27 protein-coding genes are annotated in these 25,531 nt (G+C 65.7%); 8 read left to right on the top strand and 19 right to left on the bottom strand.

Annotated elements, in window-relative coordinates; translation table 11 throughout:
• Positions 1-8: 8 nt before the first annotated feature.
• Entirely contained in the window at positions 9-617 is a 609-nt protein-coding gene (gene pdxH / locus ACEQZ0_RS08615; RefSeq protein ID WP_370190374.1) for a pyridoxamine 5'-phosphate oxidase, read from the bottom strand.
• A 183-nt stretch (positions 618-800) separates the two neighbouring features.
• Here pdxH and ACEQZ0_RS08610 point away from each other — a divergent pair, with 183 nt between their 5' ends.
• Genes ACEQZ0_RS08610 through fabI form a run of 3 tightly spaced genes read left to right on the top strand, consistent with a single transcriptional unit; the run spans position 801 to position 3,580 of the window.
• Positions 801-1,754 carry a DnaJ C-terminal domain-containing protein gene (locus ACEQZ0_RS08610; RefSeq protein ID WP_370190373.1) on the top strand — a complete coding sequence of 318 codons (954 nt, stop codon included), beginning with the start codon at positions 801-803 and terminating at the stop codon, positions 1,752-1,754.
• A gap of 3 nt (positions 1,755-1,757) precedes the next feature.
• Complete coding sequence (locus tag ACEQZ0_RS08605; protein WP_370190371.1) at positions 1,758-2,774, top strand: YihY/virulence factor BrkB family protein; 1,017 nt, start codon at positions 1,758-1,760, stop codon at positions 2,772-2,774.
• Positions 2,771-3,580: an enoyl-ACP reductase FabI gene (gene fabI / locus ACEQZ0_RS08600; protein WP_370190369.1), complete on the top strand. Its 810-nt coding sequence runs from the start codon at positions 2,771-2,773 to the stop codon at positions 3,578-3,580. The genes ACEQZ0_RS08605 and fabI overlap by 4 nt, the downstream gene beginning before the upstream one ends.
• 3 nt (positions 3,581-3,583) lie before the next feature.
• On the opposite strand, the gene wecC is transcribed toward fabI, so the two are convergent.
• The 10 genes from wecC to ACEQZ0_RS08550 form a co-directional block, all read right to left on the bottom strand.
• Positions 3,584-4,849 carry a UDP-N-acetyl-D-mannosamine dehydrogenase gene (gene wecC / locus ACEQZ0_RS08595; protein ID WP_370190367.1) on the bottom strand — a complete coding sequence of 422 codons (1,266 nt, stop codon included), beginning with the start codon at positions 4,847-4,849 and terminating at the stop codon, positions 3,584-3,586.
• A 185-nt stretch (positions 4,850-5,034) separates the two neighbouring features.
• A complete protein-coding gene (gene wecB / locus ACEQZ0_RS08590; protein ID WP_370190365.1) occupies positions 5,035-6,159 on the bottom strand; it encodes a non-hydrolyzing UDP-N-acetylglucosamine 2-epimerase in 1,125 nt (374 codons plus the stop codon).
• A 39-nt stretch (positions 6,160-6,198) separates the two neighbouring features.
• Positions 6,199-6,771 carry a hypothetical protein gene (locus tag ACEQZ0_RS08585; RefSeq protein WP_370190364.1) on the bottom strand — a complete coding sequence of 191 codons (573 nt, stop codon included), beginning with the start codon at positions 6,769-6,771 and terminating at the stop codon, positions 6,199-6,201.
• A gap of 91 nt (positions 6,772-6,862) precedes the next feature.
• Positions 6,863-7,390 (bottom strand): demethoxyubiquinone hydroxylase family protein, encoded by a 528-nt coding sequence (locus tag ACEQZ0_RS08580; protein WP_370190361.1) that lies wholly within the window; start codon positions 7,388-7,390, stop codon positions 6,863-6,865.
• On the bottom strand, positions 7,387-7,863 hold the full coding sequence (locus ACEQZ0_RS08575; RefSeq protein WP_370190359.1) for a disulfide bond formation protein B: 477 nt from the start codon (positions 7,861-7,863) through the stop codon (positions 7,387-7,389). The genes ACEQZ0_RS08580 and ACEQZ0_RS08575 overlap by 4 nt, the downstream gene beginning before the upstream one ends.
• A 15-nt stretch (positions 7,864-7,878) precedes the next feature.
• Positions 7,879-9,219, bottom strand: coding sequence for a S41 family peptidase (locus ACEQZ0_RS08570; protein ID WP_370190357.1), 1,341 nt, complete (start codon positions 9,217-9,219; stop codon positions 7,879-7,881).
• 104 nt (positions 9,220-9,323) lie between these two features.
• Entirely contained in the window at positions 9,324-10,535 is a 1,212-nt protein-coding gene (locus ACEQZ0_RS08565; protein ID WP_370190356.1) for a murein hydrolase activator EnvC, read from the bottom strand.
• 18 nt (positions 10,536-10,553) lie between these two features.
• Entirely contained in the window at positions 10,554-10,976 is a 423-nt protein-coding gene (locus tag ACEQZ0_RS08560; RefSeq protein WP_370190889.1) for a 23S rRNA (pseudouridine(1915)-N(3))-methyltransferase RlmH, read from the bottom strand.
• Positions 10,977-11,084: 108 nt separating this feature from the next.
• Positions 11,085-11,504: a ribosome silencing factor gene (gene rsfS / locus ACEQZ0_RS08555; RefSeq protein ID WP_370190354.1), complete on the bottom strand. Its 420-nt coding sequence runs from the start codon at positions 11,502-11,504 to the stop codon at positions 11,085-11,087.
• 57 nt (positions 11,505-11,561) lie between these two features.
• A complete protein-coding gene (locus tag ACEQZ0_RS08550; RefSeq protein WP_370190888.1) occupies positions 11,562-12,221 on the bottom strand; it encodes a nicotinate-nucleotide adenylyltransferase in 660 nt (219 codons plus the stop codon).
• Positions 12,222-12,517: 296 nt separating this feature from the next.
• On the opposite strand from ACEQZ0_RS08550, the gene ACEQZ0_RS08545 reads away from it, so the two are divergent.
• Both ACEQZ0_RS08545 and ACEQZ0_RS08540 read left to right on the top strand, forming a co-directional pair.
• Positions 12,518-13,636: a peptidoglycan DD-metalloendopeptidase family protein gene (locus ACEQZ0_RS08545; protein ID WP_370190352.1), complete on the top strand. Its 1,119-nt coding sequence runs from the start codon at positions 12,518-12,520 to the stop codon at positions 13,634-13,636.
• 16 nt (positions 13,637-13,652) lie between these two features.
• Entirely contained in the window at positions 13,653-14,036 is a 384-nt protein-coding gene (locus tag ACEQZ0_RS08540; RefSeq protein WP_370190350.1) for a polymer-forming cytoskeletal protein, read from the top strand.
• A gap of 74 nt (positions 14,037-14,110) precedes the next feature.
• Here ACEQZ0_RS08540 and ACEQZ0_RS08535 read toward each other — a convergent pair whose 3' ends face one another.
• From ACEQZ0_RS08535 to ACEQZ0_RS08510, 6 genes are all read right to left on the bottom strand, one after another.
• The gene (locus ACEQZ0_RS08535) at positions 14,111-15,784 is read right to left on the bottom strand and encodes a long-chain fatty acid--CoA ligase (RefSeq protein ID WP_370190347.1); all 1,674 of its coding nucleotides are present in this window, start codon (positions 15,782-15,784) and stop codon (positions 14,111-14,113) included.
• 97 nt (positions 15,785-15,881) lie between these two features.
• A complete protein-coding gene (locus tag ACEQZ0_RS08530; RefSeq protein ID WP_370190345.1) occupies positions 15,882-16,613 on the bottom strand; it encodes a DUF1013 domain-containing protein in 732 nt (243 codons plus the stop codon).
• A gap of 104 nt (positions 16,614-16,717) precedes the next feature.
• Entirely contained in the window at positions 16,718-17,704 is a 987-nt protein-coding gene (locus ACEQZ0_RS08525; RefSeq protein ID WP_370190887.1) for a glycosyltransferase family 4 protein, read from the bottom strand.
• Between the two features lie 50 nt (positions 17,705-17,754).
• Entirely contained in the window at positions 17,755-18,651 is an 897-nt protein-coding gene (locus ACEQZ0_RS08520) for a UDP-2,3-diacylglucosamine diphosphatase (RefSeq protein WP_370190344.1), read from the bottom strand.
• A gap of 99 nt (positions 18,652-18,750) precedes the next feature.
• The gene (locus tag ACEQZ0_RS08515; RefSeq protein WP_370190342.1) at positions 18,751-19,365 is read right to left on the bottom strand and encodes a glutathione S-transferase family protein; all 615 of its coding nucleotides are present in this window, start codon (positions 19,363-19,365) and stop codon (positions 18,751-18,753) included.
• The gene (locus ACEQZ0_RS08510; protein WP_370190340.1) at positions 19,358-20,368 is read right to left on the bottom strand and encodes an NAD(P)H-quinone oxidoreductase; all 1,011 of its coding nucleotides are present in this window, start codon (positions 20,366-20,368) and stop codon (positions 19,358-19,360) included. The genes ACEQZ0_RS08515 and ACEQZ0_RS08510 overlap by 8 nt, the downstream gene beginning before the upstream one ends.
• Before the next feature lie 105 nt (positions 20,369-20,473).
• Between ACEQZ0_RS08510 and ACEQZ0_RS08505 the strand changes: the two genes are divergently transcribed.
• A complete protein-coding gene (locus tag ACEQZ0_RS08505; protein WP_370190338.1) occupies positions 20,474-20,674 on the top strand; it encodes a DUF1192 family protein in 201 nt (66 codons plus the stop codon).
• A 130-nt stretch (positions 20,675-20,804) separates the two neighbouring features.
• The gene (gene clpA, locus ACEQZ0_RS08500) at positions 20,805-23,177 is read left to right on the top strand and encodes an ATP-dependent Clp protease ATP-binding subunit ClpA (protein WP_370190336.1); all 2,373 of its coding nucleotides are present in this window, start codon (positions 20,805-20,807) and stop codon (positions 23,175-23,177) included.
• Between the two features lie 57 nt (positions 23,178-23,234).
• Here clpA and ACEQZ0_RS08495 read toward each other — a convergent pair whose 3' ends face one another.
• Positions 23,235-23,489: a hypothetical protein gene (locus ACEQZ0_RS08495; RefSeq protein WP_370190334.1), complete on the bottom strand. Its 255-nt coding sequence runs from the start codon at positions 23,487-23,489 to the stop codon at positions 23,235-23,237.
• Positions 23,490-23,503: 14 nt separating this feature from the next.
• Positions 23,504-24,322 carry a caspase family protein gene (locus ACEQZ0_RS08490; protein ID WP_370190333.1) on the bottom strand — a complete coding sequence of 273 codons (819 nt, stop codon included), beginning with the start codon at positions 24,320-24,322 and terminating at the stop codon, positions 23,504-23,506.
• 122 nt (positions 24,323-24,444) lie between these two features.
• Here ACEQZ0_RS08490 and ACEQZ0_RS08485 point away from each other — a divergent pair, with 122 nt between their 5' ends.
• Entirely contained in the window at positions 24,445-25,449 is a 1,005-nt protein-coding gene (locus ACEQZ0_RS08485) for a ligase-associated DNA damage response exonuclease (protein WP_370190332.1), read from the top strand.
• The last annotated feature ends 82 nt before the right edge of the window (positions 25,450-25,531 follow it).

Genomic DNA, 25,531 nt, shown 5'->3' with positions numbered 1-25,531 from the left:
CGGCGCGATCACGGATAAAGCAGCGTGTTCGACCATGGCGCACCCGCATCATCGCGGGTGAACAGGCGCCGGTCGTGGAGGCGGTACTGGCGATCGTGCCAGAATTCGATCCGTCGCGGGCTCAGGCGGAAGCCGGTCCAGTGCGGCGGACGCGGAATATCGCCTTCGGGATAGCGCTGTTCGAGCGCGGCGACGCGGTCGAGGTAGATCGTCCGGTCGGGCAGCGGGCGCGACTGGTCGCTCGCTGCCGAGCCGATTTGCGAGACACGCGGACGCGAATGGAAATAGGCGTCGGCCTCCGCCTCGCTCACCTCCTCAAGCGGGCCTTCGATGCGGATCTGGCGGCGCAGGCTCTTCCAGTGAAACAGCAGCGCGGCGCGCATATTGGCGCGGATCTGCTCGCCCTTGCGGCTTTCGGCATTGGTATAGAAGACGAAGCCATCGGGGCCGTGCCCCTTGAGCAGCACCATGCGGACCGACGGTTGGCCATCGGCCGAAGCGGTTGCCAGGGCCATCGCATTGGGATCGTTCGGTTCGCTCTCCTTCGCTTCGGCGAACCACACCTCGAACAGCGCGAAGGGGTCGCTCGGCGGGATGGCGCTGTCGTCGTCTTGCATCGGACCTTTCCTACACCAGGGAACAGGGTTCAGGAGCAAAACGTACTGCAACCCGTTTCCGCCCGGAACCCGCTGCAAAAAGGAGAAGAACGCCGTCCATGCCTCTCCCCCTATCGCCAATGCGTGCCTTAGGAAACCGCCCGCGCTTGCACGCGACTGCTGTTACACCTAGCTAATACGCCGATGGCCATGAACACACCCGATCCCTACAGCACGCTTGGCGTACCCCGCGGCGCATCCGAAAAGGACATCAAGAGCGCCTATCGCAAGCTCGCCAAGGAGCTGCACCCCGACCGCAACAAGGACAATCCCAAGGCGGCCGAGCGCTTCAGCCAGGTTACCAATGCCTACGACCTGCTGTCGGACAAGGACAAACGCGCACGCTTCGATCGCGGCGAGATCGACGCCGAGGGCAATCCGGCCAATCCCTTCGCCGGGATGGGCGGTGGCGGGGGCGGCTTTCGCCCCAATGGCGGCCAGCGCGGCTTCCGCGCCGAGGACTTTCAGGGTTTCGACACCGAGGATGTCGATCTCGGCGATATATTCGAGGGCCTGTTCGGCGGGCGCGGCGGAGGCAGTCCCTTCGGGGGCGGGCAGCAACGCCGCCAGCCCCCGCAGAAAGGCGCCGACATCGCTTATAAATTGCGCGTGCCCTTTACCGATGCCGCGACGCTGAAAGACCAGCGGATCACGCTTGCCGACGGCAAGACGATCGACCTCAAGCTGCCCAAGGGGGTCGAGGACGGCACGCAGATGCGGCTCAAGGGCAAGGGCCAGCATGGGCCTGGCGGCGCGGGCGACGGCATCGTCACCATCGCGATCGACCGGCACAAGGTCTACAAGCGCGAAGGCGACGATGTGCGCCTCGACCTGCCGATCACGCTCGACGAGGCGGTCAATGGCGGCAAGGTGCGCGTTCCCACGGTCGACGGTCCGGTGATGATGACGATCAAGCCGGGCACGCATGGCGGCACCGTCCTGCGGCTCAAGGGCAAGGGGTTCACCCGCAAGAACGGCACGCGCGGCGACCAGTTGGTTACCCTCGAGATTCAGTTGCCCGACGATCTCGGCGAGCTCGCCAAGCGGCTCGAGGGATGGAAGGACGAGGGCGATCCGCGAGCCGGGCTCGGGGTCTAGCGCTTGTCGCCCGAACCCTTTTCGGAGGTGCCCGAGCGCGAGGTCCACTCGCTCTCGCCCGAGCAGCGCCGGAAGGAAGCGCGCGACTTGCGCGAGCGCCTCGAACATCATGTTGGCCCTGGCACGCGCGCTTGGGAAGTGGCCAAGCGGACGCTGATAGGAACCTATAACGACGGGTTCATCCACGCCGGCAATCTCGCCTATCTCTCGATGTTGGCGATCTTCCCCTTCTTCATCCTCGGCGCTGCGGTGTTTTCCGCCTTCGGCGAAGCGACCGAGCGGGCGGCGATGATCAACACGGTCCTATATGCACTGCCACCGGTCGTGCGCGATGTTATCGAACCTGTCGCCCGCGACGTGATCGAGGCCCGCAGCGGCTGGCTGCTGTGGGTCGGTGCGATCGTGGGGCTGTGGACCGTGGGCAGCCTGGTCGAGACGATCCGCGACATCCTGCGGCGCGCCTATGGCACGCATGCGACGCATGCCTTCTGGAAATACCGCCTGATCTCCTCGGGCGTGATTCTCGCCGCGGTGTTCCTGCTGCTGATCAGCCTGATCGCGCAGGTGCTGATCGGTACGGCGCAGGAGGTGATCCAGGCCTATTACCCCCAGCTCGTCGACCGGCTGATCGATCTGCGCCTGACGCGCATCGTTCCGGCGCTCGGCCTGTTCGGCTCGCTCTACCTGCTGTTCTACTCGCTCACCCCGTCGAAATATCGCCGCAAGCGCTACCCCAAGTGGCCCGGCGTTCTGCTGACGACGCTATGGTGGATCGCGGTCACCACCATCATGCCCGCTGTGCTGCGCAATTTCTTCGCCTACAACCTCACCTATGGCGCATTGGCCGGCGTAATGATCGCGCTGTTCTTTTTCTGGCTTGTCGGGCTCGGCGTGGTTATCGGCGCGGAATTGAATGCGGCGCTGGCGGAAACGCCCGAAGAGGAACTCGCCGAGGAAACCGACGAGAACCGCAGGGCCGCGCTGGCGCGGGAAATGGAAGAAGAGGAGCATGCCCGATGAGCGGATTGATGGCAGGGAAGCGCGGACTGATCATGGGGCTCGCCAATGACAAGTCGCTTGCCTGGGGGATCGCCAGACAGTTGCGCGACCAGGGCGCGGAACTCGCCTTCTCCTACCAGGGCGAGGCGCTGAAGAAGCGCGTCGGCCCGCTCGCCGAACAGCTCGGCAGCGATTTCCTCATCGAATGCGACGTCTCCGACATGGCCGCGCTCGATACCGCCTTCGATACCCTCAAGGCACGCTGGGAGACGATCGATTTCGTCGTCCACGCGATCGGCTTTTCGGACAAGAACGAGCTGCGCGGGAAATATGTCGATACCAGCCTCGACAACTTCCTGATGACGATGAACATCTCGGCTTACAGCCTCGTCGCCGTTTCGCAGCGCGCCGCGGCGATGATGCCCGATGGCGGCAGCATCCTCACGCTGACCTATTACGGCGCGGAAAAGGTCATCCCGCATTACAATGTCATGGGCGTGGCCAAGGCGGCGCTCGAGACGAGCGTGAAATACCTCGCCAACGACCTCGGCCCGCAGAACATCCGCGTCAACGCGATCAGCGCGGGGCCGATCAAGACGCTGGCCGCCAGCGGCATCGGCGACTTCCGCTACATCCTCAAGTGGAACGAGCTGAATTCGCCGCTGCGCCGCAATGTGACGATCGACGACGTCGGCGGCTCGGGCCTCTATTTCCTCTCCGATCTGTCATCGGGCGTGACCGGCGAGACGCACCATGTCGATGCGGGCTATCACGTCGTCGGGATGAAGCAGGAAGACGCGCCCGACATCGCCCTCGACAAGGGGTAGGCGTCAGGCGACGTCGGGCCAGATGCCGCGGGTGTCGTAGACGGCCTTGCCCGCGCGCTCCTCGGGCGGGATCACCTTGAAGACATCGTGGTCGACCAGCGTGATCAGCACGCCGCACTCTTCGAGCGCGGTGTCGATGTCGACCAGTTCCGCGCCGGTGCCGTCGAATTCGCGCGGAAGTTCGCCCGCATAGGGTTCGACCACCTGGATGCGGTCGCCGTATTCGCGCGCGAGGCTCGCCGCGATATAGCGGGCGGGGCTTTCGCGGAAGTCGTCGATATTCGCCTTGAAGGCGAGGCCGAGGCAGGCGACCTTCGCGCCCGGATTGGCCGCCACCAGCGCTTTCGCACGGGCGAGAACGTGGTGCATCTTGGCATCGTTGGTCTCGCGCGCCTGGCGGATGATCTTCGCCTCTTCCGGAGCGCCGTGAACGATGAACCAGGGGTCGACCGCGATGCAGTGCCCCCCGACACCCGGCCCCGGCGTGAGGATGTTCACGCGCGGGTGGCGATTGGCGAGGCGGATCACCTCCCACACGTCCAGACCCTGCCGGTCGGCGATCATCGACAGCTCGTTGGCGAAGGCGATGTTCACGTCGCGGAAGGCGTTCTCGACCAGCTTGGTCATTTCGGCGCTGCGCGCATCGGTGGTGACGCATTCGCCCTTTACGAAGCGCTTGTAGAAGGCGAGCGCCTTGCGCGCGCAGCGCGGCGTGATCCCGCCGATCGAACGGTCGTTATGCGTCAGTTCCTCGAGGATCTTTCCCGGCAACACGCGTTCGGGGCAATAAGCGAGGCTGACATCGGGCTGGCCCTCGCTCAGGCCCGGCATGGCGAGATCGGGCCGCTTGGCGGCGATCGCATCGCGCATCGCCTCGGTCGTCCCGACGGGCGAGGTCGATTCGAGGATCACCGTGTCCCCCTTCTTGAGCACTTCGGCGACTTGCTCGGCGGCAGCCATGACATAGGAGGTGTCGGGCGTGTGGTTGCCGTCCTTGGCGAAGGGCGTGGGCACCGCGATGACGAAGACATCGGCCGGCGCGATATCAGTCGAGGCCTTGAGCAGCCCGCGCTGGACCACCGCCTGCACCAGGCCGTCGAGGTCAACCTCCTCGATATGGATTTCGCCGCGGTTGATCGTGTCGACGACGCTTTGCGTCACGTCGACACCATGCACCGGGCAGCCCGCGCGCGCGATGATCGCGGCGGTGGGCAAGCCGATATAGCCGAGGCCGATGACGCAGACGTCGGGCTTGGTGTCACCACGCATGAATTGTGTTTCCCTGATCCTTTGCGCGAGCGGTCTAGCGCCTGTCGGTAAATTTTACAGTAACGGGGGCGTCCTATCGCAGTCATTGCGAGCGCAGCGAAGCAGTCCATCACCTGCCGCCGCATCAAACCGATAGGTCCGAAGATGGATTTGCCGCGTCGCCTGCGGCTCCTCGCAATGACTACTTAGGCTGAAGCGAGCAGATCCGCGATGCGCTGGGCGGAGTGGCCGTCGCCGAAGGGGTTATGCGCTTTCGCCATGGCCGAATAGGCCGCCTCGTCGTCTAGCAGCCGTTCGGTTTCGCGCACGATTGTATCGGCATCAGTTCCGACCAGCTTGGCGGTTCCCGCTTCGACGCCCTCGGGTCGCTCGGTCGTCTCGCGCATGACGAGTACCGGCTTGCCGAGCGCGGGGGCCTCTTCCTGCACCCCGCCGCTATCGGTGAGCATGATGTGGCTGATATCGAGGAGGCGGGCGAAATGCGGATAATCGAGCGGTGCGATCAGCGCGACATTGTCGAGGCCCGCAAGCTGCTCGTTCATCACGGCGCGCACGTTTGGGTTGAGATGCACGGGGAAGATAACCGCAACGTCATTGCGTGAGGCAATCTTTTTAACCGCATTGGCGATATTCTGCATGCCTTCGCCGAAGTTTTCACGGCGGTGGCTGGTCATGCCGATGATCCGCTTGCCTGCAAAGCGTCGCTCGAGATCGCCTAGGTCCGAAGCGAGCGCAGGCTCATCGGCGACTCGTTTCGTCACCCAGTGCAGCGCGTCGATGACCGTATTGCCGGTGACGTGCACGCTCGCCGGATCCACGTTTTCCCTCAGCAGCGCGTCGCGCGCGGTCGCGGTCGGGGCGCAGTGGAGCGCGGCGAAGCTGCCGACCACGCGGCGGTTCACCTCTTCGGGCCAGGGATGATGGATATCGCCGCTGCGCAACCCCGCCTCGACATGGCATACCGGGATCTTGCGGTAATAGGCCGCAATCGCGCCCGCCATCACCGTGGTCGTATCGCCCTGCACCACCACCCAGTCGGGCCGTTCGGCGTCGAGCACCTTGCCGATTTCCACCAGAGCGCGCGCGGTGAGCGCATCGAGCGTCTGGCCCGGCGTCATCAGGTCGAGGTCGTGGTCGGGGACCACACCGGCAATGGCCAGCACTTGGTCGAGCATCTCGCGATGCTGCGCCGAAATGCACACGCGGCTCTCGAAGCGCGCGTCGCGCTCCAGCGCATGCACCAGCGGAAACAGTTTGATCGCTTCGGGGCGGGTTCCGAAAACGGTGAGGATTTTCCGGCGCGAACTCATGCCCGGCCTAGTAGCCGGAAATGGTTAAGCGGCGATAGACTATCCCGGTCCGTCCGCGCTTTCGGGTTGCGGGAGCGCCGCCTCGTCGGGGGTTTCTGCCGCCCGTTCGCGTTCGAGCCGTTCCATATATTCGCGCTCGATCATCTCGACGCGTTCCTGCTCGGCCGCCGCATCGGCATCGATCGTCGACAGGCGCTTGGCACGCTCGGCGGCGATGATCTCGCCGAACCGGACGCCGGCATCATTGGCCTTGTCGGCATAGGCGGCGTTGATCATCTCCTGCGTGCAGCCGGTGAAGCCGCCCGCCCCGGTGGGAGAGCAGGACATGGTGCCGAAATCGCCGACCATCTCGAAACTCTCGACCCGTTCGGCCCAGGACTGGTTTTGCGGACTGTCCGAGAAGCGCAGGTTCTGCGGAATGCGATAGCGTTCGCTTTCCGCCTTGCGCGCGCAGACCACGATCTGGTCGGCGGTGGTCTGCGGGCATTCGTCATCGCCATAGACGATGACCATGTTGTAGCTGTCGTCGCCGGCATCGGCGGCGTCCTGCGCCTGCGCGGAAACAGGCAGGGCGAGGGCCAGGCCGGCCAGGGCAATCAGCGGTTTGGTCATCGTGCGTCCTCTCGGCGGATGGGTCTGCGGACATTGAGCGCCCGCGCGGGTGAACTGTCAATGAAGCGTCCGCACCCTGCGGTGGTTCCGCTCATACACGCTCCGAAATGCGGATCGCGGCGCGACAGCCGAGCCGGATCAGGCCCGACAGCAGCGGGTAGGCCGGCGCGCGTTCCGCCCCCGCGGCCAGCGCCGCATCGCGATGCTCGCGCTCGTCTTCGCGAAACTCCTCGACCATCGCCGCCAGCTCGGGATCCTCGCCGCTGGCGTGGAGCTGGTCGAGCTGGCGCGAATAATGCTCGTCGATCTCGGTCTCGACCGCCGCAGTGCAGGCCATCGCAGCTTCGGGGCCGATCAGCGCGGTGACCGCACCCAGCGCGAAGCCGGCACGATCCCAGAAGGGCTGCAGCGCGGTGGGCCGTACGCCGCGCCGCGCCATCAGGGCGTCGAACTTCGCGCGATGACCCGCCTCCTGTTCCGCCATGCCGGCGATCTCGGCCGAATGCGGGCCGCGATCGCCCATCACCGCAAGCTGGCCAGCGTAGATTCGCGTTGCACCGAATTCGCCGGCCTGGTCGACGCGAATCATGCGGGCGAGGTGGTCTGGAACCTTGGTCATGTGCGGCGATCCTTCGCCAGAAGTGCGAGGATGGCGAGGCCTGCGGCACTCGAAATCAGGAAGTTGAAGCCCGCCAGGCTGATCCCCAGCAGCGTCCAAGCCGGTTCGTCGCAGCGGACCAGCGGCGTGTTCATGATGTTTTCGAGCGCGCTGCCGGCGCCAGACGAGGCGATGACCGCGCAGGAGGTGATGCCCGGCCACCAGCCATATTCGACCCCGGCGTGGAACAAGCCGATCGCCCCCGAGGTCAGGATCGCCAGCGCCGCGAGCGCGGTCCAGACCCGCTGCGGGGGTACCGTGAAGGCCAGCATTGCCAACCCGATCGCAACGAAATGCGGCCAGCGCTGCCACCAGCACATCTCGCAGGGATAGAGGCCGAAACCGTATTGCGAGACATAGGCCCCGCCGAGCAGGGCGGCGGGCACGGCAAGCGCCAGGAAACGGGCGAAGCGGACGGGCTGCGAAAGGCTCATGCCCCGCGATCTAGCCTATTTCGCGCGGGCGGCAATGCTCTTGGGGCTCGTACGGCGCAGCGTCTCGAGCGCGTAATGGAGCTGGAAATCCTCGATTCCCTTCGCCTTGAGCTCGTCGGCGGTCTGCTGGAAGCGCGGATCCTCGCGCGAGTCCTTTTCCACCGCGTCGTCGTCGAGGCCGATCTCGTTGATCAAATGGCCGCGCAGATCCGATTCGCGCATCTGGAAGCGCGCCCGCTTGGCAAGGTCGGGATCGGAAAGCTGCGGCACCGCGATATCGGGCTTGATCCCGCCTTCCTGCACCGAATGGCCCGAGGGCGTGTAATAGCGTGCGGTGGTCAGCTTGAGCGCGGCGTCGCGACCGAGCGGCAGCAGCGACTGGACGCTGCCCTTGCCGAAACTGCGTTCGCCCATCACCACCGCGCGGCGATGGTCCTGCAGTGCGCCGGCGACGATTTCGGACGCGGAGGCCGAGCCGGCGTCGATCAGCACCACGATCGGAAGCCCTTCGGCAATGTCGCCGCGGAACATGGTTTCGGCGTTGTAGGCGATGTTTTCGCCCCGTGCGCGACCGCGCTGCGAGACGATCCGCCCCTCGGTGAGGAACAGGTCGGAGAGCGCGACCGCCTCGTCGAGCGAGCCGCCGGGGTTCGAACGCAAGTCAAGCACCAGGCCATTGAGGCGGCCGGCGGCCTTGCTCTTGAGGTCTTCCCACGCCGAAAACACATCGCTGCCGACATCGCGCGAGAATTCGTTGATCATGATGTGGCCGATATTGCCGTCTTCGAGCTCCCAGGTGACCGGCTCGAGCTCGATCACCCCGCGCGTGACGGTGACATCGAAGGGTTCATCGCGCCCGGGACGGAAGATGGTCAGCCTGATCGCAGTGCCCTCGCGTCCGCGCATCTGCGCGACCGATTCGTCGAGCGTCTGGTTGACGATCAGCCTGCCATCGAGGTGGGTGATGAAGTCGCCCGCCTTGATTCCCGCCTTGTCGGCCGGACTGCCGCGGAAGGGCGAGATGACCTTGACCGCGCCGTCTTCGGCCACGACCGACAGGCCGAGTCCCGAATAATTGCCGTCGATCATCGTTTCGAGCCGCTGGAGGTCGCTGCCGTCGAGATAGGCCGAGTGCGGATCGAGCGCGGCGAGCATGCCGTCGATCATGCCGCGCATCAGCACATCGTCCTCGACCGGTTCGACATAGCTCGCCTTGATCCGCTGGTAGACCGCGATCACCTTGGCGAATTCAGGTCCGGCGCGCCCATCGACCTGGGCAAGGCCAGCCGTCGTCGCGGGAATCAGCGCGACCGCAGTCACAAGGGCGGCCGAACGGGCCAGGGCGGCGAACTTCATGGGCGAGAACTCTCCTTTGCGCGCACGCAATCTATCGCTTGCGGGCGGTTAATGCCAGATGAGCATGCGAGGCCCGGCGCGGACAAGGCCTTTTCGACCGGGACCTAACGCAGGTGGTCGAGCGGATTGAGCGGCTGGCCGCCCTGCCTCAGCTCGAGTGCAACCTCGCCGCGCGCCGCCGGAGCAAGGCCGAGCGGCGATCCCGCGGTGACCTGCTGGCCGACCGCGACGTCGAGTGTGGCAAGCCCGGTGACGAGGCTGGTCCAGCCATGCGCATGTTCGATGATCACGATCCGCCCATAGCCGCGATAGGGCCCGGCAAAAGAAACTCTGCCCGCGCCCGGCGCAACGACCTGCGCGCGCGGACGTGCCGCGAGCGCAATGCCCGCCCGGCGCTGGCCGCTGGGATCCGCTTCGCCGAAACCGGCAGTGATCCTTCCGGCTACGGGCAATTGGTAGCGCGCAGGCGGCGCGGTTTCGCTGGGGGCGGGGCGTGGGGGCGCGGCCATGCGCGCCGCCGCCGGATCGGCGGGACGCGGCAGCGGTCCCGGCAATGCTGCCAGCCGTTCACGCAGCGTGCCCGCCGCCTCGAGCCGCTCGACCAGCTGGTCGAGATCGAGGGCCTGTTCGGCCAGTACCAACGCCCGTTCGGCTTCGCGATCGGCGCCGCCCGCCGCCTGCTGCGCCTTGAGCCGCTCCTGCGCCGCCAGCGCGACAAGTTGTCCACGTCGCTGGCGGAGTTCCGCCTCGCCGGCGCGGAGCTCGGCAAGCGCCACGCGCGCTTCGGCCTCGAGCACTTTCGCCCGGTCGAGGTCGGTGCGCAGCGCGGCGGTCCGCTGGCGTACCAGCGGAATCGTGCTGTCGAGCACGGCGCGGGTATAGACGAGATCGCGCAAGCTGCCCGGCTGCAGCGCCGAGAGCGCCAGCGGCCGACGCGACATCGCCTGGAGCGCGCCGGTCAGCCGGACCAGCGGCCTGCGCCGCTCGGCCAGCTTGTCTGCCAGCGCGCGGCGTTCGCGATTGGTCAACGCCAGTTGCGCTTCCGCGGCCGCGATGCCGGCCTCGGCCTGCTGGACGCGCGCCGCGAGCGCCGCAGCCGCGGCCTTGGCCTTGGCCGCCGCCTCCTGCGAGCGCGCGGCCTCGCGCTCGAGCCGCTCGCCGCGCGCTCGCGCATTGCGCTGTTGCTGGCGCGCGGAGGCCAGCGCCGCGCGCGCATCCTCGGGTGTGTCGAAACCGGCCGGAACTTGCGCAAGTGCGGGCAGGCCGAGCAGGGCTGCGGCGACCAGGGCGGTGATGGCGGCGCGGCTGCGGTTCATGCCCGCATTCCTGCCCGATCAGCCGCTGCGATGATAGGGGTGGCCGGCGATTATCGTCGTCGCGCGATAGAGCTGCTCGGCGAGCATGGCGCGGGCGAGCAGGTGCGGCCAGGTGGCCCTGCCGAAGGCGAGCAGCAGGTCGGCGTGGGCGCGCTCCTCTTGCGAATGGCCATCGGCGGCGCCGAGCACGAAGCGGCATTCGCGCATCCCGTCGTCGCGCCACCGCCCGAGAATTTCGGCGAGTTTGTCGGACGACAGGTCCTTGCCGCGCTCGTCGAGCAGGACCGTCCTGCACGGTGCTTGCGGCTCGGGAACGCGCCCGCCGGTCTCGGGCAGTTCGGTGAACTTCACCGGCCAGGTCAGGCGCTTCTCATAGCGCGCGACCAAATCCGCCTCGGGCGAGCGGGCGATCTTTCCGCGAGCGATGACGTGAAGAAGAATCGGAAATCCTTTCCGAGCTGTCGGCAAGTCGATGGCCGACCCGCAGCATGCGCAGCGGCACTGCGCCGTCAGCAAGGACGCAGCCACGCGGGTGGCCGCGAGGCCCCGTTATGCCCGACCGGCCACCGGCGGCGCGTCGCCGAACGCCCACATGCGCTCGAGGTTGTAGAAGCTGCGCACTTCGGGGCGGAACAGGTGGACGACCACGTCGCCGGCGTCGAGCAGCACCCAGTCGGCCGCCGGAAGCCCCTCGAGCTTCACCGGGCCAAAGCCGGCCTGTTTGACCTTTTCGGCCAGTTTCTGCGCGATCGCGGCGACCTGGCGGGTCGAGCGGCCCGAAGCGATCACCATGTGATCGGCGATCGAGCTCTTGCCCTCGAGGTCGATGGTCACGACCTCCTGCGCCTGGTCGTCTTCGAGCTGCTGGAGCACGAGGCTGAGCAGCGGGTCGGTAGTTGCCTCAGCCAAGTTGATCACCTGGGCCGATGCGGTCCCGGCAGCGGCCGGGCTGGTTTGCGCCTGTGTCATAGGCGAATACGAAACTCCTGGATTGAAGGGCTCGGGCCATGAAAGGTCCAACGCGCATCATGGCGCGGTGGTTTCCTCCCCCGACGGAATCGAACGATGCGTCAGCTGGTCCCTCGGAGGCGGTCCGGCATAGCGTAAGGCCCAGTCGGGATCGGCGCGGCGGATGGCCGTGGCCGATCTTTCGTCGGGATCGAAACGCAATGTCACCAGTGCCGGCGCGCTCCATTCGCCCCTGTTCACGAAGCTGGACAGCGGCACCGAAAAGTGCCTCAGCCAGGCCATCGCGGGGCTCGCGACGGCAGGGCCATCATAGCCGGGCCGCGCAATGACCGCAATCGGCATCGTGCGTGCAATGCCCCGCCAGTCGCGCCAGCGATGAAACTGCGCCAGATTGTCCGCGCCCATCAGCCAGACGAATTCGCGTTTGCGATAACGGCGCTTGAGCGCTGCAAGCGTATCCACGGTATAGCGCGTCCCCAGCTCGCGCTCGATCGCCGTCACCCGGATCGGTGCCCGCCGGGCCTGCGCCATTGCCGAGCGGACCCGCGCCGCCAGCGGCGCCATGCCGCTGGCCGGTTTGAGCGGATTGCCCGGCGACACGAGCCACCATATTTCGTCGAGATCGAGTGCGCGCAGGGCGAACAGCGAGATCCGCCGATGCCCGCCATGCGCCGGATTGAAACTGCCGCCGAGCAGGCCGATTCGCTGGCCGCGCATCACGATTGACGGTCGCCGGAGTATTTGTCGGTTTTATACAATGGCTTGGCTGGGTGCCGCGGGAAGAATGGGAAGCCCTTATAAAGCCACGACTTAATATCCGGTTCCCGACGGGGTTCGAAAATTATGCGGTTTTGAAACGACTCGTCGCGTCGATGCTTCGACTCGTGGATTCTTCGGGAACCAAGATTCGATTTCACAGGCAACCTTTGATAGCGCAGCGCCCCGGGACATAAGACCATAAGGGACGGGTCGTTTTGAGCAATCACATTGGCGCGAATGGCTGGGGGAGCCGTATGCGCAGCTGGTTCCCGGATCGCGAATTCTTCATGCGCTCCGAAGGCCAGGTTCGTTTCATCACCATTTCCTCGCGGGTGCAGATCATCGCTGCGGCGATCGCCGTGACGGTGCTCGTCGTCTGGGCGCTGTCGATGGCGGTGGCCGGCTGGACGCAGTATCGCGCGACAGCCGATCGCCTTTCGCTGCTCGACCGCGAGGCCAAGGTCGCCACCGCGACCGAACGCGTGAACGCCTATCGCGACGATATCGACGCGGTCGCAACCGATCTGGTCAAGCGCCAGGAATTCATCGAAAGCATGATGGATGTCCTTCCCGACGACGTGAAGTCGATCGAGAATGTCAGCGATTCCTCGGGCGAAGCCGCCGCCACCGTAGACAAGGTGAGCCTCGCCGTTCCCGAAGCGGCGACGCTGGCGAAGATCGAGGCCCGCCAGCTCGCTTTCGTCGAAGGCCTGACCCGCTATGCCGACTGGCGGTCGCAGCGTGCCGCAGCCGCGCTCAAGAAGCTCGGGCTCAATCCCGACCGCATGATCCGCAATGCCGACCGCAGTGCGATGGGTGGCCCGCTCGAAAAGCTGAGCACCGATGCCGACGGCAGCATCGACCCGCGCTTCGAGCGTCTCGGCCTTTCGATCGCGCGGATGGACGCACTCGAACGCGGCCTCGCCGGCGTTCCTCAGGTTGCACCTGCGGCGGTCGGCATGGTCTCGTCGAGCTACGGCTACCGACGCGATCCGTTCACCGGGGCCGCAGCGATGCACAAGGGGCTCGATTTCCGCGGCCCCACCGGCTCGCCGATCTTCGCCGCAGCCGACGGTCGCGTGAGCTTCGTCGGTCGCAAGTCGGGTTATGGCAATGTCGTCGAGATCAGCCATGGCAACGGGCTCATGACTCGCTATGCGCATATGTCGAAGTTCAAGACCAAGGTCGGACAGGTGGTCGAGGCCGGCCAGACGATCGGCGCCATCGGCTCGACCGGACGGTCGACCGGTCCACACCTGCATTTCGAAGTGCGCATCAATAATCGCGCGGTGAACCCGCGCACCTTCCTGGAGACCGCTCCCAATGTTCTCGAAGAAATCCGGCGAGCTCCCCAACTCGCCTCTGCCAAGTAACCCGGGACGCGAGCGTATGGCCAGCAAGAGCAATTCGACATTCTCGGTCCTCGGTTCGGATCTTTCGATCACCGGCGACATCGTCGCCTCGGCCGACCTGCATATCGACGGCAATGTCGAGGGTGACATCGCCTGCTCCTCGCTCGTCCAGGGCGAGACCAGCAGCGTCAAGGGCGCGATCAAGGCCGAAAGCGCCCGTCTTGCGGGCACGGTCGAGGGATCGATCACCGCGCGAGAGCTGGTGATCCTCAAGAGCGCCAAGATTACCGGAGACGTGTTCTACGATGCGCTGACGATCGAACAGGGTGCGCAGGTCGAGGGCCGCTTCGCCCACCGCGACGCGAAGCCCAAGGGCGCCGCGAACGCCACGGCCAAGCCGGAGCTTGCCGTAGCCGGCTGACAGAAATTTCGGTTGGAGGGGACGAGGGCCGCACGCGCGACGACGCGGGCGGCCTTCTCTTTTCGCGCGGGATCCTAGCCGAGAACCTCGGCGCGCAGCGCCTTGCGGTCGAGCTTGCCGATCATCGTCTTGGGCAGTTCGCTTCGGATCACGACGTCGTCGGCCCGCTCGTGCTTCCCCACGCGCGCGTTGAGCCACGCCTTGAGCTCGGCGCCGGTGGCCGTGCCCTGTGCGTTCAGCGTGACGTAGGCCACGGGGATTTCGCCGTGATAGGCGTCGGGGCGACCGATCACGAGCGCCTCTTTCACCGCCGGATGTTCGAGCAGCACCTCCTCGACCTGGCTGGGGAAGACCTTGAAGCCGCCGACCGCGATCATGTCCTTGATGCGGTCGACGATCTGGAGGAAGCCGTCTTCGTCGAGCATGGCGACATCGCCCGTCCGCAGCCAGCGCTTGCCCCGATGCTCGACGAAGACCTCCTCCGTGGCATCGGGCCGGTTCCAGTAGCCCTGCATTATCTGCGGGCCATGCAGCGCGAGCTCCCCCGGGACGCCGTCGGCAACGATCCCCGACGGGTCTTCCTTGTCGAGCAGCAGCACTTCGGTGCCTGCCACGACCTGGCCGATGGTGCCCGGCTTGCGCATGCCCTCGTAGGGATTGGCCGAGACCACGCCCGAACTCTCGGTCAGGCCGTAGCCTTCGACCAGCCGCACGCCGGTCGCCGCCTCGAACTTCTCGCGCAGGGGCCCGGGCAGCGGTGCGCCGCCCGAGATGCAGACCTTGAGCGTCGACAGGTCGGTCCGGGCGAGATCGGGATGGTCGAGCAGTGCCTGGAACATGGTCGGCACGCCGGGAAAGCCGGTCGTGCCGTATTGCTGGATCGTCTGCAGCACCTGCTCGGTCTCGAACCGCGGAACCATCGCGATCGAGGCCCCGGTCACGACCGCATGGTTGAGCAGGGCGGTGTTGGCAAAGACATGGAAGAAGGGCAGCGCACCCATGAAGACCTCGCCCGCGGGATCGCCGAATGGGTTGAGGCCGGCAGTCTGCTGCGCATTGATCGACAGGTTCGCGTGGGTGAGCATGGCGCCCTTGGGCACACCCGTCGTGCCGCCGGTATATTGCAGCAGCGCAAGCGCGTGCGGGTCGATGACCGGCAGCGAAACCGCCGCCGAAGAACCCTCTTTCAGCAGCGCATCCCAGCGAAGGATGTCCCTGCCGTAGCCGACCTTGGCGACCTTGCTGCGCGCGAAGATCCGCAGGGCGAAACCCTTCAGCGTGGGCAGCATCTGCGGCAGCGAACTGACGACGAGGGTTTCCAGTGCCGAGCCGTGGAGAACCTTTTCCGCGGTAGCAAAGAGCGCGGGGACGTCGATGGTGACCAGCAGCTTCGTGCCCGAATCGGCGACCTGGTGCGCGAGCTCCTCGACCGAATAGAGCGGTGAGAAATTGACCACCACCGCGCCGGCCATCATCGCTCCGTAATAGGCCGCGACATAGCTCGGCACATTGGGCAGGAACAGGCCGACCCGATCGCCCGGTTCCACCCCCCGCGCGACCAGCGCCCGGGCGAAGGCCTGCGCATCGCGCAAAATCTCGGCATAGGAATAGGTCCGGCCGAGAAACTGCAAGAGCGGCGCAGCGGGAGTCTGGCGAGCAGTCCGCCTCAGCATTTCGCCCAGCGCCATCGCCTCGAAACGCGTGTCCCAAGGCACCGGGTGGTGGTTCGGCAGCCTGCTTACATCCATGTCAGTAGACATGGAGCTTTATCGCTGAAACGCAAGCAAAAAGGGCGGGAGAAGTCCGTGCTTCCCCCGCCCCGTATTGTGTCGTCCAGCGAACCCGTCAGGCCTCGTCGGTCGCTCCGGCTTCGCCGGCTTCTTCGGCGGCGCGCTTGGCTTCGAGCCAGGCGGCGGCTTCGGCCTCCTGCGCCGCTTCGGTGGCGGCCTTCTCATTGGCCTCGCGCTCGGCGCGCAGTTCCTCGATCAGCTTCTCGCGATCGCTGGCGCCGCTGGCAGCGACCGGGGCGTCCTCGCCCTCTTCGCTGGCGGGCAGGTTCTTCGCGGCCTTGGCGACAACCGCGTCGAGCTCGCGCTGCGAGCACAGGCCCAGCGTCACCGGATCCTTGGGCTGGATATTCTGGATGTTCCAGTGGCTGCGTTCGCGGATGGCGGTGATCGTGTTGCGCGTGGTACCGATCAGCTTGCCGATCTGCGCGTCGGAGATTTCCGGGTGGTTGCGCAGGATCCAGGCAATACCGTCGGGTTTGTCCTGGCGCTTGGAAACCGGCGTGTAGCGCGGGCCTTTGGTGCGGCTCACCGCAACCGGCGCGCGCTGCATCTTGAGCCGGTACTCGGCATCGGCCTGGCCCTTCTCGATTTCAGCCTGTGTCAGCTCGCCCGAATGCACCGGGTCGCGGCCGGTATACTTGCTGCCCGCGAGATCGTCGGCCATCGCCTGCACTTCGAGGATGTGGAGACCGCAGAATTCGGCAATCTGCTCGAACGACAGGCCGGTGTTGTCGACCAGCCAGGTGGCGGTCGCATGCGGCATCAGCGGTTTGGGTTGGTCGGCCATGGAAATGCCTTTTCTCGTATCCGAAAATAGAAGGGCCGCCCCTCGCGGGACGGCCGTTATCCTGCCGATGTAGGGCGGAATGGGGGATTCGGCAAGCGAAAGCCTCAGGCTTCGGGCAGTGCGTCCGCATCGAAAGCGGCAAGACCGCTGAGGAACTGGCCCGTCGCGGCGGCCCAGGTGAAACCCTCCGCATGGGCAAGGCAGGCGGTAGGCGCGCACATCAGCGCGACATCGATCGCCTGGTCGAGGTCCTCGCTCAGCGCCCCTACCTCATCGATCACGATGTCGCGCGGGCCGGCGACCGGGTAGGCGGCAACCGGCGTCCCGCAGGCCAGCGCCTCGATCATCACGAGGCCGAAGGTGTCGGTCCGGCTGGGGAAGACGAAGACGTCGGCCCCAGCATAACACCCCGCCAGATCGCGCCCCGACCGGCGGCCGAGGAAATGCGCTTCGGGGAATTTCGCCTGCAGTGCGGCGAGCGCGGGCCCGTCGCCCACGACGACCTTGCTCCCGGGATAATCGCTCTTGAGGAAGGCCTCGATGTTCTTCTCGACCGCGACACGCCCGACATAGAGCTGGATCGGGCGCGGCAGGCGAGCGAATTCGGGCGGGTGCGGTGCATCGGGGGTGAAGCAGGACAGATCGACGCCGCGGCTCCAGCGGTGGAGCTGGGTCAGTCCCTGCGCGCGCAATTCCTCGCCGATGCTCTCGGTAGCGACGAGGACGCGCTGCGCCGGGCGGTGGAACCAGCGGATATAATGCCAGAACCACGCAGCGGGCAGGTGCGATCGCTGCGCCAGATAGTCGGGAAACTGCGTGTGATAGGCGGTGGTGAAATGGATAGCGTGCCGCGCGCAATAGCGCCGCGCGGTCATCCCCAGCGGCCCTTCTGTGGCGATATGGATCGCCTCGGGCGCAAAATCGCGCAATCGCCGCGCGACTGCCCCCGGGCGCGCCAGCGCGAGACGGATCTCGGGATAGGTCGGACACGGTAGCGAGGCGAACTGGTCGGGCGAGACCACCAGAACTTCGCGCCCCTGATCGCGCAGCAGCTCGCAGGTCGTGGTCAGCGTGCGCACGACGCCGTTCATCTGCGGCAGCCACGCATCGGTGACGATGGCGATCCGTTGCGGCCCTCTGGTCACGCGGCCTCGGGAACTGTCGTCTTGACGTCATCACGCCGGATCTCGCGCCGCGCGACTTCCTCGGGCCAGTGGAGGATCTCCATCGTCCCGTCGAAATGCTCGACCAGCGCGTTGCAGCCCTCGACCCAGTCGCCGTCGTTCCAGTACTCGACCTCTTTCCCGTCATGGATGAAGCTGCGGAATTCGGCGGTATGGATGTGGCCGCAGACGACGCCATCGACACCGCGCTCGCCCGCGGCACGGGCCACCACCTCCTCGTATCGGGAGATGAACTCGACCGCGTTCTTGACCTTGTGCTTGGCGGCCCTGGACAGCGACCAATAGGGCAGGCCGAGCGCGGTTCGCACCCGTGCGACCCAAGTGTTGAGCTTCATCATCAGGTGGTAAAGCGCGTCGCCCACGAAGGCGAGCCAGCGGTGCGCCAGCATGATGGTGTCGAACTCGTCGCCATGCAGCACCATTAGCCGACGCCCGTCGGCGGTCTCGTGGAATGCGGCGCGCATGATCTCGACGCCGCCGAAATTCATCCCCGCGAAGGGGCGGACCATCTCGTCGTGATTGCCCGGGATATAGACGATCCGCGTGCCCCGCTTGGCGCGTTTGAGGATGCGCCAGACGATGTCGTTGTGTTCGGCCGGCCAGTAGAACTTCTTCTTCAGCCGCCAGCCATCGATGATGTCGCCGACGAGATACATCGTCTCGCTGTCGGTGTGGTCGAGAAAGTCGATCAGCAGCTCGTGGTTGCAGCCCTTGGTGCCGAGATGGACGTCGCTGATCCAGATGGTGCGAAACCGGCGCCGCTCGCCGACCACGCGCTCGGGCACGCTCGGCTTTACCGAAGCGAAGTTCGCCACCTTGTGGGCGGCATCGAAATGTCTGGGCAAATCGTTCATGGGCCGACCCCCGTCCAATACCGGGTCTGCCATGGCGCATGATTGTTACAGGGGATTCACACTGCCGTTGCGAAACGGCGACAGTGCGTCACTTGCGCGTCAGTCCATCGGGACGAAGCGGGGCTGTTCCCGCACGCGCAGGATCCAGCGCTGGATCGCCGGATAGTCTCCCAGCCCGAAGCCGCCTTCCTCCGCGACATGGGTATAGGCGAAGAGCGCGATATCGGCGAGGGTGACGCGATCGCCGACGAACCAGTCGCGCGCGGAAAGATGGCGGTCCATCAACGCCAGCGCGTCGCAGCCGGCGATCCGCTTGGCCATCATCTGCGCCTTCTGCTGCGGCGAAAGATGCGCTTCGCCGACAAAGCGCAGCCAGAAGCGCAGCGTCGCGATATTGGGCTCGTGGCTGTATTGTTCGAAGAACATCCAGCGCAGCATGTCCGCCTGATCGAAGCCGTCGCGCGGCACCAGCGCGCTGCCCCGGGCCAGGTACCAGCAGGCGGCATTGCTCTCGGGCAGGAACCGCGCGCCGACCTGCAGCACGGGAATGCGGCCGTTGGCATTGACCGTGGCGAGGAAATCGGGCGTCCGCGTCTCGCCCGCGAGGATATCGTACTGGCGCGTCTCGATTTCGATACCGAGCAGCGCGGCGGTGAGCTTGATCTTGTAGCAATTGCCGCTGCGCGGATCCTCGTGGAGGATGGCATCAGCCACCGGCGACCTCGAGCACGATCTTGCCGATATGCTCGCCGCCTTCCATCCGCGCATGCGCCGCCGCAGCATCGGCCAGAGGGAAAGTCTGGTCCATGACCGGGGCGATCGTGCCGTCGCCGAATAGCGGCCAGGCGTAATTGTAGATCTCGTCGGCGAGCATGGCCTTGAACTCGTCCGAGCGCGGGCGCAGCGTCGAACCGGTCAGCGACAGGCGCTTGCGCATCACCGTGGCCATGTTGATCTCGGCCTTCAGCCCGCCGAGGACGGCGATCGTCACATGGCGGCCGTCTTCGGCGAGGCATTCGATATTGCGCGCGACATAACTGCCCGAGACCATGTCGAGCACGACATCGACGCCCGCGCCCTTGGTGAAAGCCTTCACTTCCTCGACGAAATCCTGCGTCTTGTAGTTGATCGCGAGATCCGCACCGAGATCGCGGATCGCCTGGCACTTGTCCTCGCTCCCCGCGGTCGCGATCACCGTCATGTCGAACGCCTTGGCCAGCTGGATCGCCATGGTCCCGATGCCGCTCGTCCCGCCATGGACCAGCAGGCTGTCGCCCTCGCTCGCCCAGCCGCGCTCGAAGACATTGTGCCACACGGTGAACAGCGTTTCCGGAATCGCCGCCGCGACGTCGAACGGCATGGCATCGGGAAGCGAGAGGCAGTGCGCCGCATGGGCGAGGCAGTATTCGGCATAGCCGCCGCCCGAAACCAGCGCGCAGACCCGCCGCCCCAGCATTTCGGTTGCCGCGCCCTCGCCGATCGCCACTACCGTCCCCGCGACCTCGAGGCCGGGAATCGGCGAGGCGCCGGGCGGCGGCGGGTAGAAGCCCTGCCGCTGGATCACATCGGGGCGGTTGACCCCGGCATAGGCAACGCGGATCAGCACCTGGTTGGCGCCGGGCACCGGCAGCGGCATCACCTGCGGGACGAGCACCTCGGGTCCACCCGGCTTCTCGAACCCAACCGCCGTCATCGTCTCGGGCAAATCTGCTGCCACGCCTGTCCCCATCGTCCGTCCCGTCGTGGCGCCGCGGCCACGAGGCGGTGCAATACCGCGCAGCCCCGTTGACAGCAACCGCCCAGACTTGCGACATTGCCGACGATGGATGACGATGCCCGTCCGCGCCCGCGAGGCGATGCCGCGAGTCAGCTCGCAACCGAGGATCTCGGTCCCTATTCGCAGGATGAGCTGGAAATGCGCATTGCGCTGCTCGAAGCCGAGATCGCGCGGGTGGAAAAGCACCGGCTGATGGCCGCCGCACAGCGCGATGCGGCCGAGGCCTTGTTCGGACGAAAGGAATAGTTGGTGGCGCAGGGGGCTGAAAATCCACCCTGCGTATGCCTATCTAGTGCATATACAGCATTGGCTAACTTTCGGCCTGTAGGCTGTCCCTCATTCGCCCCGTGCGAGTCTCTTTGAGAAAGACCACTGAATGCCCAGCTTCGCCGCCAATCTCGAAAAGACCCTCCATTCCGCCCTGAGCGATGCGGGCGAGCGGCGGCACGAATATGCGACGCTCGAACACCTTCTGCTCGCGCTGATCGACGACGAGGATGCGGCGCAAGTGATGACTGCTTGCGGCGTCGACCTGACCGAGCTGACCGCGGTGGTGAAACAGTATCTCGAACAGGAATACCAGTCGCTGCAGTCGGACGAGAGTGCCGATCCCCAGCCGACCGCCGGGTTCCAGCGCGTTATCCAGCGCGCGATCCTGCATGTGCAGTCGAGTGGCAAGGACACCGTGACCGGCGCCAACGTGCTGGTGGCGCTGTTTTCCGAGCGTGACAGCTATGCGGTCTATTTCCTCCAGCAGCAGGACATGAGCCGGCTCGATGCCGTCAGCTTCATCAGCCACGGCATCGGCAAGGGCGGCAAGCAGATCGAAAGCCGGTCCCCGCAGGGCGCCGAAGAGGCCGAGGCGCAGGGCGAGGAGAAGCTGGCCGAAAAGGGCAAGAAGGAAACCGCGCTCGACCAGTTCACGGTCAACCTCAATCAGAAAGCCGAGGACGGGCGGATCGATCCGCTGATCGGCCGCGGCCCCGAAGTCGACCGGACGATCCAGATCCTCTGCCGGCGGTCGAAGAACAACCCGCTCTACGTAGGCGATCCGGGCGTCGGCAAGACCGCCATCGCCGAAGGCCTCGCGCGCAAGATCGTCGAGGGCGAAGTGCCCGAGGTGCTGCAGGACGCGGTGATCTATTCGCTCGACATGGGCGCGCTGCTTGCCGGTACGCGCTATCGCGGCGATTTCGAGGAACGTCTCAAGCAGGTGGTTACCGAGCTCGAGGGCATGCCCGAAGCAATCCTCTTCATCGACGAGATCCACACGGTGATCGGTGCGGGGGCGACCAGCGGCGGGGCGATGGATGCCTCGAACCTGTTGAAGCCGGCGCTCTCGAGCGGCGCGATCCGCTGCATCGGCTCGACCACCTACAAGGAATTCCGCAACCACTTCGAGAAGGACCGCGCACTGCTGCGCCGGTTCCAGAAGATCGACGTGAATGAGCCGACGATCGAGGACACGATCAAGATCCTCAAGGGCCTTAAGAGCGCCTTCCAGGATCACCACAAGGTCTCCTACACCGTCGATGCGCTCAAGACCGCGGTGGAACTTTCCGCGCGCTACATCAACGACCGCAAGCTGCCCGACAAGGCGATCGACGTTATCGACGAGGTCGGCGCGATGCAGATGCTGGTCCCGCCCAGCCGCCGCAAGAAGAAGATCACCGCCAAGGAGATCGAAGCGGTCATCGCCACCATGGCGCGCATCCCGCCCAAATCGGTCAGCAAGGACGACAAGAAGGCGCTCGAAAACCTCGAACGCGACCTCAAGCATGTCGTGTTCGGACAGGACCCTGCGGTCCGCAAGCTTTCGACCGCGATGAAACTCAGCCGCGCAGGGCTGCGCGATCCGGACAAGCCGATCGGCTCGTTCCTGTTCAGCGGCCCGACCGGCGTCGGCAAGACCGAGGTTGCGCGCCAGCTCGCCAGCATCATGGGCATCGAACTGAAGCGCTTCGACATGTCCGAATATATGGAGCGCCACAGCGTGAGCCGCCTGATCGGCGCGCCTCCGGGCTATGTCGGCTACGACCAGGGCGGTTTGCTGACCGATGCGGTCGACCAGAACCCGCATTGCGTGCTGCTGCTCGACGAGATCGAGAAGGCGCATCCCGACCTGTTCAACATCCTGCTTCAGGTGATGGATAACGGCCGCCTGACCGACCACCACGGCAAGACGGTCGACTTCCGCAATGTCGTGCTGATCATGACCACCAATGCCGGCGCCGCCGACATGGCGCGGCAGGGCATCGGCTTCGGCGACGTGAGCAAGGAAGATGCGAGCGAGGAAGCGGTGAAGCGGATGTTCACTCCCGAATTCCGCAACCGGCTCGATGCGGTGGTGCCCTTCGGCTATCTCGGCAAGGACACCGTCGCGCGCGTGGTCGACAAGTTCATCCTCCAGCTCGAACTGCAGCTGGCCGAACAGAATGTCGACATCCAGTTCGACAAGGCAAGCCGCGCGTGGCTGGCCGACAAGGGGTACGACCGCCTCTATGGCGCGCGCCCGATGGGCCGCCTGATCCAGGAGAGGATCAAGCAACCGCTGGCGGAAGAATTGCTCTTCGGCAAGCTTGCCGATGGCGGCGAGGTCTCGGTGACGATGAAGGACGGCAAGCCCAGCTTCGAGCTGACCCCGGCCCCGCCCTCCAGCAGGCCCAGGCGCAAGAAGCCTGCGGCAAAGAAGAAAACAGCCAAAAAGGCGCCCCAGGCACCTGCGTCCGAAGACAAGAGCAAAGACTGAGCCGAATTGGCGAAAAGTAAGGGCGGCAGTCGGCTACCGACTACCGCCCGTTTTGCATCACCAGCGGATCGAGGCGCCGACCGTACATTCGGCATGGCCGTGACTGTCGGCCGAGCAGGACACGTTGACCTCGCCCCCGCGCGTGGCGTCGTCGAGGATGGGCTCGACATAGGGGACCGACGCTTTGGCCGCCGCCATCGCCTCCCAGCAGGGCGGGAAGCACGTGTCGATCATGTACTGGCGGAAGGTGGCGTGGTCCATGTTCAGCACGTCGGGACCCATGTCGATATCTAATACGCAGCGCGAAGCCATGGTGTTTCTCCTTCTCAGATGGTGAATGGACGCTGTGCGAGAAACGCAGCGTTTTCTCTGCCGAGAAGCTGGCGGTTCGGCTGCTGCTTGCGCGGCATTGCCTGCCTCAGGTTCTCGTAGAGTTCGGTGTAGCTGCCCTGCCATGCACCCTGGTCCCACTGGTCGAGCAGATGCGAGGTAAAGTAGCCATTGTCAGGGCCGTCTCCGGCAAGCTGGTCGTCCTGGCAGGCGGCGAACAGCTGCAGCGAACAGGACAGCGACGAACGCCCTCCTGCGGCAGCTAGCGCTTGGACCGAATCGTACAGTTCGGAATGGTCGGCATAGACGGCGCGCGCCGCCACGGGATCGATGGTGCGGAACACCTCGTCGGAATCGGCTGCAAAGGGATCGGCGGCCGCACTCGCCGATACCATCCGGGCAACGGTGCCGCTGTGGCACGAATCGGACACGATCAACAGCCGGACGTCGGGGCCGAACAGCGTATAGAGACCGTAAAGCTCGTCATCGACCATCATCCGGTCGAACAGACACCAGGTCTCGTCGAGCGAATCGGGTTCGTCGCCGCCCGAATCGTAGATGTTGCTGCCGTGCCCGGCGTAGCTGATGAGGACGATATCCTTGCGCCGGGCCCGGCTCGCCAGCTGGTGGATATGCCGCGCCACCGCGCCGCTCGTCGCTGCGTCATCGTGCAACGCCTGAGAGGAGAAGCCCTGCGCCCGGGCAATAGCCTCCATCGCCTCTGCGTCGGCAACTGCGCTGCGTAGCGGCATCTCCGAGCCGTAATGACCCGCCGAAACGCGATTGAGTCCGATATGGAGCGAGTACCCAGCCATTACATGTCCTCCTTGTCTGCGAAAGAGAGATAAGGCCGGGCGCGCCAGGCTGCGCGTGACGGGCATCACGCTACGAAGCGGCGGTCCGGGAACATCGGCGTAGCCGTGCGGGTTTCTGTGCGATGGCAGCCCCCTTTTCCTGGATCAGGCCCGAACCCCACGGAATCCATATCCTGCCCGCCGATTGCTGGGTCGATCCCAGCCGCGCGGTCGACAAGGCCTTGGTAACGCACGGCCATGCCGACCATGCCCGCGGGGGACACGGCCAGACCGTCGCCACCCCCGAGACGCTGGCGATCATGAAGTTGCGCTACGCGACTTCGGATGGTGCCACGCCGGTCCAGTATGGCGAGACGATCCGCCTGCCCGGCGGGGTTGAGGCGACCTATATCCCCGCCGGCCACGTGCTCGGCAGCGCGCAGATCCTGCTCGAACATGCCGGCGAGCGGGTGATCGTCACGGGGGACTACAAGCGACGTCACGACCCCACCTGTCCGCCCTTCCAAGTCACCCCCTGCGACATCTTCATCACCGAGGCGACTTTCGGTCTGCCCGTGTTCTGCCATCCGCCGATCGAGGAGGAGATGGCGAAGCTGCTCGACCGGCTCGCCGCGCATCCCGAGCGCTGTGTGCTGGTCGGTGCCTATGCGCTCGGAAAGGCGCAGCGGGTGATCGCCGAACTGCGTCGCGCTGGGCACGACGCGCCGATCTACCTCCACGGCGCGATGGAGAAGATGTGCCGGCTCTATGAGGAACACGGGGTCGATCTTGGCGAATTGCGGCTGGTGGCGGATCATTCGAAGGAGGACATGCGGGGCCACATCGTGGTGTGCCCGCCCTCCGCGCTCAACGATCGCTGGTCGCGCCGCCTGCCCGATCCGATCACCGCGATGGCGAGCGGCTGGATGCGCATTCGCCAGCGCGCGCGCCAGCGCAATGTCGAACTGCCGCTGGTGATTTCCGACCACGCCGACTGGGGCGAGCTGACGCGGACGATCGAGGAAGTCGGCGCGCAGGAAAACTGGATCACCCACGGCCGCGAGGATGCGCTGCTGCGCTGGTGCCAACTCCACCAGCGCCGCGCCCGCGCGCTGGCGCTCGTGGGGTACGAGGACGAGGATGATTGAGCCCGTGGGCGTGACTGTCCTTCGACAGGCTCGGGACGAGCGGCCCTCATGTTCGCCTCGCATCGCCACGTCCGCTCACGCT

Source organism: Qipengyuania sp. (assembly GCF_964227205.1).
Classification (GTDB): domain Bacteria; phylum Pseudomonadota; class Alphaproteobacteria; order Sphingomonadales; family Sphingomonadaceae; genus Qipengyuania.
This window is presented reverse-complemented; position numbering and strand designations above follow the sequence as displayed.

Coding starts and splice junctions, on each gene's coding strand:
- pdxH (WP_370190374.1), bottom strand. CDS start 617: ATGCAAGACGACGACAGCGCCATCCCGCCGAGCGACCCCTTCGCGCTG.
- ACEQZ0_RS08610 (WP_370190373.1), top strand. CDS start 801: ATGGCCATGAACACACCCGATCCCTACAGCACGCTTGGCGTACCCCGC.
- fabI (WP_370190369.1), top strand. CDS start 2,771: ATGAGCGGATTGATGGCAGGGAAGCGCGGACTGATCATGGGGCTCGCC.
- wecC (WP_370190367.1), bottom strand. CDS start 4,849: ATGCGTGGTGACACCAAGCCCGACGTCTGCGTCATCGGCCTCGGCTAT.
- wecB (WP_370190365.1), bottom strand. CDS start 6,159: ATGAGTTCGCGCCGGAAAATCCTCACCGTTTTCGGAACCCGCCCCGAA.
- ACEQZ0_RS08585 (WP_370190364.1), bottom strand. CDS start 6,771: ATGACCAAACCGCTGATTGCCCTGGCCGGCCTGGCCCTCGCCCTGCCT.
- ACEQZ0_RS08580 (WP_370190361.1), bottom strand. CDS start 7,390: ATGACCAAGGTTCCAGACCACCTCGCCCGCATGATTCGCGTCGACCAG.
- ACEQZ0_RS08575 (WP_370190359.1), bottom strand. CDS start 7,863: ATGAGCCTTTCGCAGCCCGTCCGCTTCGCCCGTTTCCTGGCGCTTGCC.
- ACEQZ0_RS08570 (WP_370190357.1), bottom strand. CDS start 9,219: ATGAAGTTCGCCGCCCTGGCCCGTTCGGCCGCCCTTGTGACTGCGGTC.
- ACEQZ0_RS08565 (WP_370190356.1), bottom strand. CDS start 10,535: ATGAACCGCAGCCGCGCCGCCATCACCGCCCTGGTCGCCGCAGCCCTG.
- rsfS (WP_370190354.1), bottom strand. CDS start 11,504: ATGACACAGGCGCAAACCAGCCCGGCCGCTGCCGGGACCGCATCGGCC.
- ACEQZ0_RS08550 (WP_370190888.1), bottom strand. CDS start 12,221: ATGCGCGGCCAGCGAATCGGCCTGCTCGGCGGCAGTTTCAATCCGGCG.
- ACEQZ0_RS08545 (WP_370190352.1), top strand. CDS start 12,518: ATGCGCAGCTGGTTCCCGGATCGCGAATTCTTCATGCGCTCCGAAGGC.
- ACEQZ0_RS08540 (WP_370190350.1), top strand. CDS start 13,653: ATGGCCAGCAAGAGCAATTCGACATTCTCGGTCCTCGGTTCGGATCTT.
- ACEQZ0_RS08535 (WP_370190347.1), bottom strand. CDS start 15,784: ATGGATGTAAGCAGGCTGCCGAACCACCACCCGGTGCCTTGGGACACG.
- ACEQZ0_RS08530 (WP_370190345.1), bottom strand. CDS start 16,613: ATGGCCGACCAACCCAAACCGCTGATGCCGCATGCGACCGCCACCTGG.
- ACEQZ0_RS08525 (WP_370190887.1), bottom strand. CDS start 17,704: ATGAACGGCGTCGTGCGCACGCTGACCACGACCTGCGAGCTGCTGCGC.
- ACEQZ0_RS08520 (WP_370190344.1), bottom strand. CDS start 18,651: ATGAACGATTTGCCCAGACATTTCGATGCCGCCCACAAGGTGGCGAAC.
- ACEQZ0_RS08505 (WP_370190338.1), top strand. CDS start 20,474: ATGGATGACGATGCCCGTCCGCGCCCGCGAGGCGATGCCGCGAGTCAG.
- clpA (WP_370190336.1), top strand. CDS start 20,805: ATGCCCAGCTTCGCCGCCAATCTCGAAAAGACCCTCCATTCCGCCCTG.
- ACEQZ0_RS08495 (WP_370190334.1), bottom strand. CDS start 23,489: ATGGCTTCGCGCTGCGTATTAGATATCGACATGGGTCCCGACGTGCTG.
- ACEQZ0_RS08490 (WP_370190333.1), bottom strand. CDS start 24,322: ATGGCTGGGTACTCGCTCCATATCGGACTCAATCGCGTTTCGGCGGGT.
- ACEQZ0_RS08485 (WP_370190332.1), top strand. CDS start 24,445: ATGGCAGCCCCCTTTTCCTGGATCAGGCCCGAACCCCACGGAATCCAT.